This window comes from Streptomyces sp. NPDC039423 (genome assembly GCF_055598725.1).
Genome location: NZ_JBVKAH010000001.1, coordinates 783,818 through 798,330, shown reverse-complemented (window position 1 = coordinate 798,330; position 14,513 = coordinate 783,818). Strand labels below are relative to the sequence as shown.

Sequence of the window (14,513 nt, the reverse complement as noted above, 5' to 3'; positions counted from 1 at the left end):
GATTGGAGTTCCATGCGACGCACACGAAAACGCTCGACACTGGCCAACCGGGCGATCGCCGCCTCGGCTGCCCTGATACTGGGCGGCGGCGGGTTGGTCGCGGCCAATGTCTACGCGTCCGCCGGTGAGGGCTGGTCCGGATGGTCCAGCTCCCGCCCGCAGCAGCAGAAGCCTTTGAACGCCGGCCAGCAGATGTCGACCATCGACTGTCCGGAGGTCGCCAACGGTCTTCCCGACGTGCCCTACCAGGTGCGGGCGGAAGTGGACCGGGAACTGGCGAACATGGATACCCAGATCACCGAGGCGTACCAACGCTTCGCGGATCAGAAGCAACAGATCCAGCAGGATCCGGCTTTTGCCCAGAATGCCATTCTGAATCCTTTGAAGGACAAGCGGACGGCCGCGATCGAGCGGATCGTCATCGCCATCGACCGGATCGCCCAGCGCCCCGGCGGCCTGAGCGGCCTGGCGCCGTGCACCCTGCGCGCGGACGACACCAACCAGGTGAAGGACCAGAACGGCGACGTCGGCCAGAACGGCGACAACCAGAACGGCGGTGACCAGAACGGAGACGGCCAGAACGGCGGTGACCAGAACGGAGACGGCCAGAACGGCGGTGACCAGAACGGGGACGGCCAGAACGGGGACGGTCAGGACCAGGGACAGGACCAGGGACAGGACCAGGGACAGGGCCAGGGACAGGACCAGGGCCAAGGTCAGGGCCAGGGGCAGGGGCAGGCGGGCAACGGGCCCGTCGCGGGTGACTTCGTCGACATCCAGAACGTCCAGCCCAACGTCCGCAACCCCCGCAAGCTGAACGGCGCCTCGCGGGGCACCTTCACCACGAACTGCGGGCGGAACGAGAACGGCAAGTTCAACCCGGACAACGTGATCGTCGCGCCCGGCGTGAGCAATGGCGCCCACCACATGCACGACTACGTGGGCAACCAGGCCAATGACGCCTTCGCCAGTGACGACGACCTCGCCAGGGGACAGACGACCTGCCGGAACCAGGGGGACAAGTCCACCTACTTCTGGCCGGTCCTGCGTCTCCAGAACGGCCAGAACGAGAACGACGCCCAGGCGGACGGCGGCGGGAACGACAAGAACGTCGGTGAGATCCTCACCCCCAGCCAGGTCACGATGAACTTCGTCGGCAGCCCGGTGTCCAAGGTGTCGGCCATGCCGAAGTTCCTGCGCATCATCACCGGTGACGCCAAGGCGTTCACCAACGGCGACAAGAACGCCAACGCCTCCTGGAGCTGCACCGGCTTCGAGGACCGGCAGCTCAAGGACAAGTACCCGATCTGCCCGCAGGGCAGCCAGGTCGTACGGTCGTTCAAGTTCCAGAGCTGCTGGGACGGCCAGAACACCGACAGCGCCAACCACCGGACACACGTGGCCTTCGCCGACGGCAACGGCCAGTGCCCCAACGGGTTCCGGGCCATTCCCCAGCTCGTCCAGCGGATCGTGTACGACGTTCCGCAGGGGACGGTGTTCGCCGTGGACTCGTTCCCCGAGCAGCTCCACAAGCCGATCACCGACCACGGAGACTTCATCAACGTCTTCAACAACCGGCTGATGCAGCAGATGGTGAGCTGCATCAACGGCGGGCGGCGGTGCGCCTGACCGGCGAACGGCCGTTCAGGGCCTGACAGGGACCTGACCGCCCGGCGACCGGCGATCGGCGAGAGACGAGGGGCCGGACCACCTCCCTGGTGGTCCGGCCCCTCACCGCGTGCGGTCAGCCGCCGTCGTGCCCCGCGTGGCCCGCGCCGGCCGCGCCGCCCGCGCCCTTCGCGCCGTGCCCGCCCTGACCGCCGTGCTCACCCTGACCACCGTGCTCACCCTGCCCGCCGTGCTCGCCGCTCCCGCCGCTCCCCGAGTGGTGCGACGCGCCGGTCTCCACGTCGCCGCCGAGCCGGTCGCGCAGCGCGCCGACGACCTTCTCCTCGCCGACGGCCACCCACTTGCGGCCGACCAGGTAGGCGCCGCCGTAATCGTTCGCCTCGTTGATCCACTCGCGCTGGCCGCGATCGGTGGCGAAGGTGGCCAGGACGTACTTACCGTCCTTCGTCTCACAGTTGGCCTGGCGGATCTCCTCCGCGTCCGTCTGTATGTTCGGCTCGCACGCGACCTTCGCCGCGAGCTCCTCCAGGGTGCCCGTCGCCGTCTTCGGCGTGGCGTCGGGCTCGTCCCCGCCCCCGCCGCAGGCCGTCACGGCGGGCAGGGCCAGGACCACCAAGGCGGCCGCCGCCACCGACGCCACACGAGTTCGTTCCGTACGCATCTGGCCATCGTGCCGGTTCGCACCCCTGTTCCGGGGACGAACCCCGAGTAACGTGCGACACGTCCGTATCTGATGTTGTGTCAGCATCGTGGAGGAGCGCCGTGGCCGACCTGTCGAGACGAAGGCTCCTGGGAACCGCCGGAGCGATCGGCGTGGGCGCCGGCCTCGTGGGGGCGGCCCGGCCGCCCGCCGCGGCGGAGGAGAACCCCATGGGCCCGGCCCGCGCCGCCCTCGAAAGGCTCCTGCCCCGGCACGCCGACCAGTTCCGGCTGGCCCGCCTCCGGGGCGGGCCCGACCGCTTCCGCGTCACGGGCTCCACCGGCCGCGTCGAGGTCGCCGCCACCGACCCCGCCACGGCCCTCACGGGCGTCCACTGGTACCTGAAGTACCGGTGCGGGGCCCATGTCTCCTGGGCCGGCAGCCAGCTCGGCCTGCCCACCCGCCTCCCCGCGCCCGGCGAGCCGCTGGAGCGGGAGGCCACCGTCCCGCACCGGTTCGTGTTCAACGACACGCACGACGGCTACACCGCCCCGTACGCCGACTGGGCGCGCTGGGAGCGGCTGATCGACGTGCTGGCCCTGCACGGCTGCAACGAGGTCCTCGTCACCACCGGCCAGGAGGCCGTGTACCACCGGCTGCTCCAGGACTTCGGGTACACCGACGCCGAGGCCCGCGCCTGGCTGCCGGCGCCCTCCCACCAGCCCTGGTGGCTGCTCCAGAACATGAGCGGGTACGGCGGCCCCCTCGACCCCGGCCTGATCGCCCGCCGCGCCGCCCTCGGCCGGCGCGTCGCCGACCGGCTCCGCGAGCTGGGCATGCACCCGGTCCTGCCCGGGTACTTCGGCACCGTGCCCGACGGGTTCGCCGCGCGGAACCCGGGCGGGCGCACCATCCCGCAGGGCGTCTGGTCGGGCCTGCGGCGCCCCGACTGGCTCGACCCGCGCACGGAGGTGTTCCGGGCCGTCGCCGCCGCGTTCCACCGGCACCAGACGGACCTGTTCGGCGAGGCCGACCACTTCAAGATGGACCTGCTGCACGAGGGCGGCTCGCCCGGGGACGTGCCCGTCCCCGAGGCCGCCCGGGCCGTCGAGGCCGCCCTCCAGAAGGCCCGCCCCGGCGCCACCTGGGTGCTCCTCGGCTGGCAGGCGAACCCGCGCCGCGAGCTGCTGGACGCCCTGGACCCCTCCCGCCTCCTCGTCGTCGACGGGCGGTCCGACCTGGAGGGTGTCACCGACCGCGAGAAGGACTGGGGCGGCGTCCCCTACGCCTTCGGCACCATCCCCAACTTCGGCGGCCGCACCACCATCGGCGCCAAGACCCACCTGTGGACCGAACGCTTCACCGCCTGGCGCGACAAGCCCGGCTCCGCGCTCGCCGGGACGGCCTACATGCCGGAGGCGGCCGAACGGGACCCGGCCGCCCTGGAGTTGTTCACGGAGCTGGCCTGGCGCCGCGAGCCCGTCGACCGGACACGCTGGTTCGAACGGTACGCGGACCTCCGGTACGGCGGCCGGGACGCCGCCGCGCGGGAGGCCTTCGCGGTGCTGCGGGACACCGCGTACCGGATCACCAGCCGGGACGGGCGTCCCCACGACTCGCTCTTCGCCGCCCGCCCGGCCCTCACCGCGAGCTCCGGCGCCTACTACGCGACCCGCTCCCCCGCCTTCGACCCCGCCGCCTTCGACCGGGCGTTCGCGGCGCTGCTGCGCGTGCGGGAGCCGCTGCGCCGCTCGGACGCGTACCGGCACGACCTCACCGACCTGGGCCGCCAGGTGCTGGCCAACCGCTCCTGGCAGCTCATCGGCCGGCTGCGGGACGCGTACGCGCAGGGGGACCGGGACACCTTCCGGGCGCTGTCCCGGCTGTGGCTGCGGCTGATGCGGCTGAGCGACGACATGGCGGGCTCGCACCGCTCCTTCCTCCTCGGTCCCTGGCTGGCGGACGCCCGCCGCGAGGGCATGGAGCGCACCGCCCGCGTGCTGGTCACCACCTGGGCCGACCGCCCCGCCGCCGACGCGGGGCACCTCGCCAACTACGCCAACCGCGACTGGTCGGGCCTGATCGCCGACGTCCACCTCCCCCAGTGGCGGGCCTACCTGGAGGAGCTGGAGGACGCCCTGGCGCACGGGCGCGCGCCGAAGGCGTTCGACTGGTACGCGAGGGAGGAGGCGTGGACGTACGGGAAGGACATCTACCCCCTCCGCCCGCCGCACGACCCGTACCGGACCGCCACGCGCGTGCACGAGGCCCTCGCCCGGGCGCCGTTCCAGGGCGCGGTCACCGTCACCGGCTCCCCCGGGGCGTTCTCCCCGGGCGCGGAGGCCGAGGTCTCGGCCACCTTCCGGAACGTCAACGGCCTCCGCGCCACCGGCCCGGTCACCGTCACGCTCACCGGCTTCGGCGACCAGCCGCCGCTGCGGCTTCCGCCCGTCCCGGCGGCCGGCTCCGGCACCGTGTCGTGGGGCGTCGTGGCGCCGGCCGGGCCCCTGACCGTCCCCGTCGAGCCCCTCCCGTACGAGCTGCGCGTCACCTACGGCCCCGAGGGCGAGGAGCCGGTCACCACCGTCCACCAGGGCGACCTGTACCGGGCCGGGCCCCTGGACCGGACGTGGCGGACGTACACCAACAGCGGGGCGGTCTTCGGCCGGGCCGGGGACCGGTTCGCCATCAACGGTGGCGGCCAGGACCTGTGGAAGGGCACCGCCGAGTTCGGCGCCCTCTACCGGGAGGGCGTCTTCGCGGACGGCCGGGTCCTCACCGTCCGGGTGGAGTCCCAGGACGCGACCGGCCCCTGGGCGCGGGCCGGGATCGCCGTACGGAACTCCCTGGCCACGCCCGGCTCGGCGGGGTTCCTCAACCTGGCGGTGACCCCGCTCAACGGCGTGGTGCTGTCGTACGGCACGACCGGTGACGGCACCCTGGACACCTACCGGCGGCTCACCGGCACGCCCTTCGCGGCGCCCGTGCTGCTGCGCCTGTCCCGCGCGGGGGGCACGGTCACCGGGTCCTGCTCGACGGACGACGGGGCCACCTGGCGTACGGTCGCCACGGTCCGGGTGCCGGGCGCGGCCGAGGCGCAGGACGCGGGACTGTTCATGACGGCCATGCACGGGGGCGGCGGGACGCGCGGTACGGCCGTGTTCGGCTCGGTGAGCGGCTGGGGGGACACGCCCGGGAGGTGACCATCCCCCGATTCGCTCGTTCTGCTGAAGGTGAGCACCAAGGAACTGGCCACCTCCTCCCCCGTCGGCGTCGACCAGGCCGAGGCGGCCCTCGTCGAGCACTACCCGAGGCTCGTCCGGATCGCCTATCTCGTGCTGCCGTCCGGCCTCGGGCGCAACCGGCGCGTGCTGACCGCGCACTCCGTGGTGCAGCGGGCGCTGCCGCGCCGGCGCGGTGCCGGTGACGACGGCGGGATGCCCGCGCAGCGGCAGCCCGACGACGCCGTCGACCCCGGGTACGCGTACGTGCGCGCCCGGGTGCTGCGCCAGGCCCTGGAGGCGGGGCTCCCGCTGCGGCGCAAGGCGTGGCCCAAGCGGGCGCAGTTGCCGCCGCTGCTGCCCCAGGTATGGGGCCTGAGGCTGTTCCCGCGCGCCGGGGGCGCCGACGAGCTGGCGCTGGACCAGCGGCTCTCGGCACTGTCCGGGCCGGGCCGGGCGGCCTGGGTGCTGCGCGGGCTGGAGCGGCAGGGCGATGCCGAGGTGCGCCGGGTGCTGGCGGCGGCCGGGGTGGCCGACCCGGGGGCGGCGCTGGCCGAGGCGGACTCCGTGAAGGCGGCGCACACGCTGCTGGAGTCGCCCGAGTTCGACCCGTGCTCGTTGCAGGCCCGCCCCACGGACCTGATGCGCCGGCGCCAGCACGGCAAGGCGGCGCTCGCGGCGCTCGCGGCCGCCGTGGTGTGCGGGGCGCTGCTCGGGCTGCCGGGCGAGGGCTGGGCCCCGGACGGGGCGGCCGCCCCGCCGTACGCGCGCAATCCGGTGTCGGAGGCGGCGCTGGACCCGGTCAACCTGCGGCGGGTCGCCCCGGCCGCGTGGCAGGACTCGGAGCGCACGGACTTCTCGGTGTGGCCCGCGCGGGGCGGCCTGGTCGGTGACGAGGCGCTGCTGCGGCGGGCGCTGGCGGTGTGGGCGCGGCCGGGCGCCACGGTGCGGGCGTCGGCTACGCCGGGCACCCCGCCGGGGCCGCCGATGGGGCCGCCGCAGCTCCTGTTCGCCGGGGAGGTGGACGAGGCGCGGGTGGTGCTGTTCCACGACGGTCTGCGGGTGGTGCGGTACGCGGAGCCGAAGGACGGTACGGCCGGTGCGGCGCTGGACTTCGCGCGCACGGACGGTGCCGACGCGGCGTCGGCCGCCGCCCTGGTGGTGGGGCGGACGCACGCCAATGTGCGGTACCTGACGGCTCCATGGGTACGGGAGGTGTCGGCGCGCGACCTGCTGGACCCGTCGGCGGCGGCGCGCCCGGTGCGACGGGACGCGTACGGGGTCACAAATGCGCAGCTCAGCCCCGTGGCGCCGAGCCGGTGCCGGGCGTGGGACGTGCTGGAGGTGCGGGACGGCACGGGGACCCGGACGCTGACCGACCTCGGGGAGCTGGCCCCGGCGCGGCTGACGTCGGGGTCGCCGTCGGAGCGGGCCGATCTGGTGGCGGGGGACGCACAGGCGCGGGCGGAGTGGGCGCGGACGGCCTGTCTGCTGCCCCTGCTGCGCGCCAAGGGCGTGCGGGCGGTGAACTCCTGGCGGTTCGCGGAACAGGAACTGCCCGGCTCGGCCGGCACGGCGGGGACCGCCGCCTGGCTGTGCACGCGTGCGGAGACCTGGCGGGGGACGGGGGGCACGGTGCTGGCCCAGTTCCAGGCGCCGTCCACGAAGGCGGGCGCGGTCGTCGCGAAGGCCGAGGAGTCGCCGGCGTGCGGGACGCGTGAGCCGGACGTGCTGGCCGGTGCGCTGTGGCAGTCCCCGGGCGGGCGGTGGTACATGCTGGCGGCCGGCAGCCCGGGAGTGGCCTCGGTCGCGGTGTCGGGCGGGGCGTCGGGCGGCGCGGACGAGGACCGGCTGCTCGCGGTGGAGCTCCCGGCCAAGCCGTCCCGGCAGGTGGAGCTGACGGGCCGGCTGGAGGACGGCGGCAGGATCACCTCGCTGCGCTGACCGGCCCCTGCCCCGGCGGCGTCTTCGAGGGGGAACCGCGCCGCTCCGGCCGCACGGTCATCGAGGGTCGGACCGGAGCGGGATCGGCGACGGGGCACGGGCCGGCCGCGATGGGCACTGACGCCCCCTCCTCGCGGCCTTCCGCGACACGCCTCAGGGCAGCAGCAGCCAGTCGGCGGCGAGGGCGGCGAGGAGGCCGGTGGCGAGGAGCCAGGTGGCCAGGCGGGTGCGGCCGTTGCGGCTGAGTTCGATGGCGACTCCGCAGAGGATCATGGCGAGTCCGTAGACGCCGACCACGAGCACGGAGGTGCGACTGGCCAGGCGGAGGACCAGGACGACGGCGGTCGCCGCCAGCAGGACGGAGGCGGCGGCGATGCGTAAGCGGCGGGCCTGGCGGGGTGTGAGGCCGGCGCGGGGGGCCGGGGTCTCGTGGTCGGGGCTGCTCATGACCGGCAGCGTAGCGAACTGTGTAGGGGCCACTGTTCGAAGGCCGCCGGGCGGTGAACGCTAGGCTGATCGTATGACGACCGGGGCGCGGCGCAGGATGGGCGTCGAGGAGCGCAGGCAGCAGTTGATCGGGGTGGCGCTGGAGCTGTTCAGCCGCCGGTCCCCCGACGAGGTGTCGATCGACGAGATCGCCGCCGCCGCGGGCATCTCCCGGCCGCTGGTCTACCACTACTTCCCGGGCAAGCAGAGCCTGTACGAGGCGGCGCTGCGGCGGGCCGCGGACGAGCTGGCCCGCCGGTTCGTGGAGCCGCGCCAGGGGCCGTTGGGCGCCCGGCTGCTGCGGGTCATGGGGCGGTTCTTCGACTTCGTGGAGGAGCACGGGCCGGGGTTCTCGGCGCTGATGCGCGGCGGCCCGGCGGTCGGCTCGACGACGACGAACGCGATGATCGACGAGGTGCGGCAGGCCGCGTACGAGCAGATCATGGCCCACCTCGGGGTGGTGGACCCGCCGGCCCGGCTGGAGCTGGTCGTGCGCTCGTGGGTGTCGCTCGCCGAGTCGACGGCGCTGCTGTGGCTGGACGGCCGCCGGATACCGCGCGGGGAGCTGGAGTTGCAGCTCGTGCACGACTTCGTGGCGCTGGCGGCGGTCAGCGCGGCGTACGACGGCGCGATGGCCTCGCTGCTCGCGCGCACGCTGGCCGACGAGCCGGTGGACGGGCCGTTCGGTGGCCTGGTCGACCGGCTGGCGGCGCTGCTGCCCCCGGTGCCCGCGGCGGCGGCCGCCCAGCCGGTTCCGTAGCGGCGTACGCGGCCGTCAGAGCGCGCGGTACGAGGGGTCGAGGTCGCGGACCTCGGCGGAGACGTGCAGCACCCGGCCCTCGGCCGGCCGGACGAACCGCGGTACGAGCGCGACGGCGGCCTCCGTCAGGCGCGCCTTGGCCTCCTCGGCGCGCCCGGCCAGCAGGTCGACGGCGATGTGGACGAGGGCGTCGTCGGCCGTGCCGTCGCCGGTCACGGTGTCCTCGACCCGGCGCGTGCGGGTCTTGCACGCGGCGAGCCGGGCGTCGACCGTCTCGACGACGAGGGGGTGCAGGGCGAGCGCGAGGCCCCGGCGGTCGAAGTCCTCCTCGAGGGAGGCGGAGTAGTCGACGGTGATCTGCGGCATGGGTGTGGCTCCCGGTCGTGGTGGCGTCCGGGTCACGATAGGCCGGGGCGCCACGGTCCGGGACAACTGTCCGGACCGTGGCGCCCCGGGCTCGCGCTACCGCTGGGTGAACACCGCCACCGTGCGGGCCGGAACCGTGAAGGTGCCGGTGGCCGGGTCGTACGAGGACGTCCTGGCGGTGGCGTCGGAGCCGGCGGCCTGGACCGGGTGCAGGGCGTAGCCCTTGCCGGTCAGGGCGGGGACGGACTGCGCCTGCTTCCCGGGCGTGGCGTTGAAGACCACCACCAGGTCGCCCAGGCGCATGGTGATCACGCCGGGGGTCTCCTGCGCGCCGGAGAGCGGGAAGGACAGCGCCTCCTGGACCTGGCCGGCGGTGGAGAGGCTGAAGGCCCTCTCCGTGGTACGGATCTTCAGCAGGTCCCGGTAGGCGGCGGAGGCGCCGGTGATCTGCGGGCAGCCGACCGTCAGGGACGGGGAGGTCAGCAGCGGTTTCCCGAAGGACCACTTGTCCTTGTTGTCGGCCGCCGGCGGCAGGCCGCGCCCGAAGCCGTTACCGGCCCGGCAGTCCCAGTGGAGGACGTTGAACCAGTCGCCGCTGTCGTAGGAGTTGCGGTCCAGCGACTTGGAGCGGAGCAGGTCGCTGCCGGCCTGGGAGAGCGCCGGGCCCTGGGAGAGCGCGGCGGTCGCCATGGCGAGCACCTGCATCCTGGCGCGGTCGTCGGGTGACGTGCCGGCCGGGAGCTTGAAGGCGAGCGCGTCGTACAGGGTCTCGTTGTCGTGGGCGTCCGCGTAGGCGAGGGCGTCGCCGGGGGCGTCCGCGTAGCCGGCGGGGGCGCCGTTGTAGTCGACCTCGGAGCCCTTGACCTCCTTCCCCGAGGTGTCCGTGAAGGTGTAGGAGGCGAGGTTGCCGGACAGGCCGACCTTGATCAGGTCCTGGTAGTGCAGCAGGCGGGCCTTCTGCTCGGCGGGGGTGCCGTTCGCCTTGGAGGTGTTGGGGTCGGTGAACAGGCCGGAGGCGAAGCCCTGGACGCCGGGGTCGGCGTCGAAGGGACCGCCGCCGCGGACGGCGTCGCGGGCCCGGTCGGAGAAGGTCGCGATGCCGGTGCCGGCCATGTTCTTCTGGGTGGCCTGGACGAAGCGGGCGTCGTCGGCGATCTCGCCGAAGTTCCAGCCCTCCCCGTACAGGATGATCTTCTTGCCGTCGACGCCGTCCTTCGCGGGCGTGAGCGCGTCGAGGGCCTCGCGGACGGCCAGGATGTTGGCCTTCGGGTGGTGCCCCATGAGGTCGAAGCGGAAGCCGTCGACCTTGTACTCCTTGGCCCAGGTGACGACCGAGTCGACGACGAGCTTGCCCATCATCGTGTTCTCGGGCGCGGTGTTGGCGCAGCAGGTGGAGGTGGCGACGGTGCCGTCGGCGAGGAGCCGCTGGTAGTAGCCGGGCACGATCTTGTCGAGGACGGACTTGTCGGCCTGGCCGCTCGCCACGGTGTGGTTGTAGACCACGTCCATGACCGTACGCAGTCCGGCCTTGTTCAGGCCCTGCACCATCTGCCGGAACTCGACCGTGCGGCGGGTGCCGTCCGGGTCGGAGGCGTAGGAGCCCTCGGGAACGGTGTAGTGCAGCGGGTCGTAGCCCCAGTTGAAGGCGTCCTTGGCGGCGGCCCTGGACACGCACGCCTGCTGTTCGTCGGAGTCGGGGGCGTACGCCGCCGGGTCGCAGGCGGGGACGGCCTGGTCGGACGTCTTCTCGGGGATGGTGCCGATGTCGAAGACGGGCAGCAGGTGGACGTAGGAGGTGCCGCTGCCGGCCAGCTCCTTCAGGTGCTTCATGCCGTCCGACGTGGTGTCGGTGAAGGCGAGGTAGCCGCCGGGGTGCTTCGACGTGCGGTCCGCGATCGAGAAGTCACGGACGTGCAGCTCCTGGATCCGCGCGTCGCGCAGCGGGGTGGCCGCGGGCTTCCTCAGCGTCGTCCAGCCGGCCGGGGCGAGCTTCGGGTCGGTGAGGTCGGTGACCAGGCTGCGGGCCGAGTCGGCGGTCAGGGCGGTGGAGTAGGGGTCGGTGACCTTGTTGGTGACGACCTTGCCGACGCTGGGCGCCCAGACCTTCACCTCGTAGCGGTACGGCTTGTTCCGCCAGCTCTTGGAGCCCGTGACGGACCAGACGCCGGTGGCCGCGTGGCGCTTCATCGCCACGCGCCTGCCGTCGAGTTCGAGGGCGACGTGCTGGGCGGTGGGCGCCCAGACGGAGAGCGTGGGCGTGCCCTTGCGGAAGACCGGGCCGAGCGCCGTGGCCCGTGCCTTCGTGCCGTACAGGTCGTCGAGCACGCCCGGGATCTGGACGCCGGTGGCGGCGAGCAGGGCGCCGTTGGGGGCGCGGTGGGTGGCGATGAGCTGCCCGCGCAGGGCGTCCCGCACGCGGTCGCGGTCGCGCGGGTCGATGCGGAAGGCGGGGTAGTCCTTGAGGTGCGGGTGGGCCGCCTTCTGGGCGTCGGTGAGCGAGGAGGCGTTCAGGCGCAGCCAGCGGCCCTCGTCGGACAGGGCGCCGTCGGGTGCGGTGATGCCGCCGTCCCGGTCGTACACCAACTGCCGGCTGGTGCCGGGCGCGGCCTTGACCTTCCAGACGACGGTGTCGGCGTCGATCCACTGGGCCTCGGCCCGGGTGAGGTCGAGCACGGGCGCGGCGCCCGTGGTGGGCAGCAGGTAGCCGGTGTCGCCGGTGAGGAGGAAGACCTCCTTGCCGTGGGTGCCGAAGTCGAGGGACCGGTCGGCGGGGATGTCCTTCTCGTCGCCCTTGTGGACGATGTAGGACAGCGAGGTGGCGCCGGCGGCGAGCGGGACCTCGAAGGTGAGGCCGAAGGCGTCCTTCCGCACCGGCTGGAGCGGCGTGGACCAGTCGGTGGGGGTGGCGGCGCCGGTCCAGGTGTGCAGGCCCCAGCCGTCGTAGTTCCCGTCGGGGCGGTGGTAGTGGATGACGGCCTTGCCCGGGTCCTGCGGCGGGTAGGCGCCGTCGGGCGCCTTGTTCTGCTGACCGTCCGCGCCCTGCGCGATCCACACCTCGCCGGTGGCGGCGAGGTCCAGGGTGCGCTGCGGGCCGTCGGCGGTGCCGTTCTTCTCGACGGTGTACGGGACGGACGTGGCGCCGTCCTCGACCTTGACCCAGGCGAAGGCGCCGTACGCGTCACGGCCGGTGAAGGCGGCGGTGGTGGCACCCGTCCTGAGCTGCCAGCCGTCGTAGTCGCCGTCGGTGCGCCGGTAGTGGACGACGGCGTGGTCGCGGTCGACGGCGCTGGGCTTGCCGGGCTCGGGCGTCTGCCCGGCGGTGGTGGAGGCGAGGGCGCTCGCGGTGCGGCCGGTGCTGTCGACGACGACGGCCTTGTAGCGCAGGGCCGTTCCCTCGGGGGCGGTGACGGTGTGGGTGACCTTGTAGGGGGCGTGGTCGGCGGAACCGAGCGTCCGCCACCTGCCGTTGCCGGTCTGGGCGGCGAAGACGACCCGGTTCAGCCCGCCGCCGTCGACGTCCGCGGTGATCTCGACGGTGCCGGTGGCGCCGGCGGCCGGGGCCTTGAGGCCGATGGTGGGCGCGGTGGCCGGGGCCGGCACGGGCTTGCCGGCCCGGAGGACGACGGAGGAGAGGGCGGGGACGGTCACCTTCAGCTTGCCGCCGCCGCTGCTGGTGACGGCGCCCGTGCCGCCGTACAGGTGGCGGAAGGCCGTGTCCGGGGAGTCGGTGGTGAGCTCCACGGTCTTGGGGGCGGGGGCGTTGTTGACGGCGACGACGTACTCGGTGCGCGTCTTCGTGCCCGTACCGGAGAAGCGGGAGAAGGCGTACACGCCCTGGCCGGTGTCGGCGTGCCGCTCGGTCTGGACGCCGTCGCGGAGGGCCGGGTGGGCCTTGGTGAGCCGGGAGAGGGCGGCGATGGAGCGGTAGAGCGGGTGGCGGGTGTCGTACGCGGCGGCGGCGTGCGTGCGGTCGGTGCCGAGCTGGTCGTCGTCGAGGTAGTCGGCGGTCTTCGACGCGAACAGGGTCTGGCGGGCGTCCTTGTCGCCGCCGGCGCCGGTGAAGCCCTGTTCGTCGCCGTAGTAGACGACGGGGTTGCCGCGGCTGAGGAACATCAGCTCGTTGGCGAGCCGGTAGCGCTTGAGGAGTTCCCCGTCGTCCGCCCCGGCGTTGTCCTGCTTCAGGAAGGTGCCGAAGCGGCCCATGTCGTGGTTGCCGAGGAAGGACACCGACTCGTAGGCGTTGGCCTTGTCGGTGGTGTAGCGGTGGTCCTGGGCGAACAGCTCGGACAGCTTGGTCGCGGGGCCGCCCTGCGAGGCGTACCGGCGGGCGGCGTCCTGGAAGGGGAAGTCGAGGGTGGCGTCGAGCCGGCCCCGGGTGACGTAGGGGGCGGTGACGGCCGGGTCGGCGGAGTAGACCTCGCCGAACATGAAGAAGTCGTCCCGGCCGCGCTTGGCGGCGTAGGCGTCGAGCGCGGTGGCCCACTGGGTCCAGAACTCGGTGTTGACGTGCTTGACGGTGTCGATGCGGAAGCCGTCGATGTCGAAGTCGCGCACCCAGCGCTGGTAGATCTTCTCCATGCCCTCGACGACCTCGGGGCGCTCGGTCCACAGGTCGTCCAGGCCCGCGAAGTCACCCTGGGTGGAGGATTCGCCGGCGAAGGTCGAGTCGCCCCGGTTGTGGTACATCGTGGGGTCGTTGAGCCAGGAGGGGACCTTGAGGTTCTTCTTGGCGTCGGGGACGACCGGCGTACGCGGGAAGGAGTCGCGGTCGGTCTTCGGGAACGGCTTGGTGCCGTCGGCGTGGTCGGCGTCGTCGAAGGGGACGCCGTCCTTGGTGAGGTAGGGGAAGGCGCCCTTGGAGAGGTAGCCGTAGGACTTCTCCTGGTAGTCGACGACGTCGGCGGTGTGGTTGGTGATGACGTCGAAGAAGACCTTCATGCCCTTGGCGTGGGCCTTGTCGATGAGCCTCTCCAGGTCGGCGTTGGTGCCGAAGTGGGGATCGACCTGGGTGAAGTCGGTGATCCAGTAGCCGTGGTAGCCGGCCGAGGCGTCCTTGCCCTGGCCCTGGACGGGCTGGTTCTTGAAGAGGGGCGCCATCCAGATGGCGGTGGTGCCCAGGCCCTTGATGTAGTCGAGCCGCTCGGTGAGCCCCTTGAGGTCCCCGCCCTGGTAGAAGCCCTTGTCGGTGGGGTCGTAGCCGGTGTCCAGGCGGGTGCCGGTCAGTCCGCCGCGGTCGTTCCCCGGGTCGCCGTTGGCGAACCGGTCGGGCAGGACGAAGTAGAACTGTTCGCGCGTCAGGTCGTGGCGGGCGGGCTCGGCCGCGAGCGCCTTGTCGGACGGCGGGGCGGGGGGCTGGGGCGCGGCGGTCGCCGGCAGGGCCGGGACGAGTGCCGCGACCGTAGCCGCCGCGAGGGCGGCCGCGGTTCTGCGCGGGACGCGCGGCAGGGATCGGGGGCGTATCAAGGCC

Annotated in this window: 8 protein-coding genes; 4 read left to right on the top strand and 4 right to left on the bottom strand. The window is 73.4% G+C overall.

From position 1 onward, the window contains the following. The first annotated feature begins 12 nt into the window (after positions 1-12). Positions 13-1,629 carry a DUF1996 domain-containing protein gene (locus ACZ7LK_RS03550; protein ID WP_471138194.1) on the top strand — a complete coding sequence of 539 codons (1,617 nt, stop codon included), beginning with the start codon at positions 13-15 and terminating at the stop codon, positions 1,627-1,629. Positions 1,630-1,744: 115 nt separating this feature from the next. On the opposite strand, the gene ACZ7LK_RS03545 is transcribed toward ACZ7LK_RS03550, so the two are convergent. Next, positions 1,745-2,290 (bottom strand): hypothetical protein, encoded by a 546-nt coding sequence (locus ACZ7LK_RS03545; RefSeq protein WP_469464933.1) that lies wholly within the window; start codon positions 2,288-2,290, stop codon positions 1,745-1,747. Positions 2,291-2,391: 101 nt separating this feature from the next. On the opposite strand from ACZ7LK_RS03545, the gene ACZ7LK_RS03540 reads away from it, so the two are divergent. Further along, a complete protein-coding gene (locus ACZ7LK_RS03540) occupies positions 2,392-5,472 on the top strand; it encodes an alpha-N-acetylglucosaminidase TIM-barrel domain-containing protein (RefSeq protein ID WP_469464932.1) in 3,081 nt (1,026 codons plus the stop codon). Between the two features lie 30 nt (positions 5,473-5,502). Beyond that, complete coding sequence (locus tag ACZ7LK_RS03535; protein WP_392276661.1) at positions 5,503-7,434, top strand: hypothetical protein; 1,932 nt, start codon at positions 5,503-5,505, stop codon at positions 7,432-7,434. A gap of 153 nt (positions 7,435-7,587) precedes the next feature. On the opposite strand, the gene ACZ7LK_RS03530 is transcribed toward ACZ7LK_RS03535, so the two are convergent. Further along, positions 7,588-7,881, bottom strand: coding sequence for a hypothetical protein (locus ACZ7LK_RS03530; protein ID WP_392276660.1), 294 nt, complete (start codon positions 7,879-7,881; stop codon positions 7,588-7,590). A gap of 73 nt (positions 7,882-7,954) precedes the next feature. Between ACZ7LK_RS03530 and ACZ7LK_RS03525 the strand changes: the two genes are divergently transcribed. Then, complete coding sequence (locus ACZ7LK_RS03525; RefSeq protein ID WP_471138190.1) at positions 7,955-8,680, top strand: TetR/AcrR family transcriptional regulator; 726 nt, start codon at positions 7,955-7,957, stop codon at positions 8,678-8,680. 15 nt (positions 8,681-8,695) lie between these two features. Here the strand turns inward: ACZ7LK_RS03525 and ACZ7LK_RS03520 are convergent, their stop codons facing one another. Both ACZ7LK_RS03520 and pulA read right to left on the bottom strand, forming a co-directional pair. After that, a complete protein-coding gene (locus tag ACZ7LK_RS03520; protein WP_471138188.1) occupies positions 8,696-9,046 on the bottom strand; it encodes a 5-carboxymethyl-2-hydroxymuconate Delta-isomerase in 351 nt (116 codons plus the stop codon). Positions 9,047-9,142: 96 nt separating this feature from the next. Next, positions 9,143-14,491 (bottom strand): pullulanase-type alpha-1,6-glucosidase, encoded by a 5,349-nt coding sequence (pulA, locus tag ACZ7LK_RS03515; RefSeq protein ID WP_471138616.1) that lies wholly within the window; start codon positions 14,489-14,491, stop codon positions 9,143-9,145. Positions 14,492-14,513 lie beyond the last annotated feature (22 nt).

Coding starts and splice junctions, on each gene's coding strand:
- ACZ7LK_RS03550 (WP_471138194.1), top strand. CDS start 13: ATGCGACGCACACGAAAACGCTCGACACTGGCCAACCGGGCGATCGCC.
- ACZ7LK_RS03545 (WP_469464933.1), bottom strand. CDS start 2,290: ATGCGTACGGAACGAACTCGTGTGGCGTCGGTGGCGGCGGCCGCCTTG.
- ACZ7LK_RS03530 (WP_392276660.1), bottom strand. CDS start 7,881: ATGAGCAGCCCCGACCACGAGACCCCGGCCCCCCGCGCCGGCCTCACA.
- ACZ7LK_RS03525 (WP_471138190.1), top strand. CDS start 7,955: ATGACGACCGGGGCGCGGCGCAGGATGGGCGTCGAGGAGCGCAGGCAG.
- ACZ7LK_RS03520 (WP_471138188.1), bottom strand. CDS start 9,046: ATGCCGCAGATCACCGTCGACTACTCCGCCTCCCTCGAGGAGGACTTC.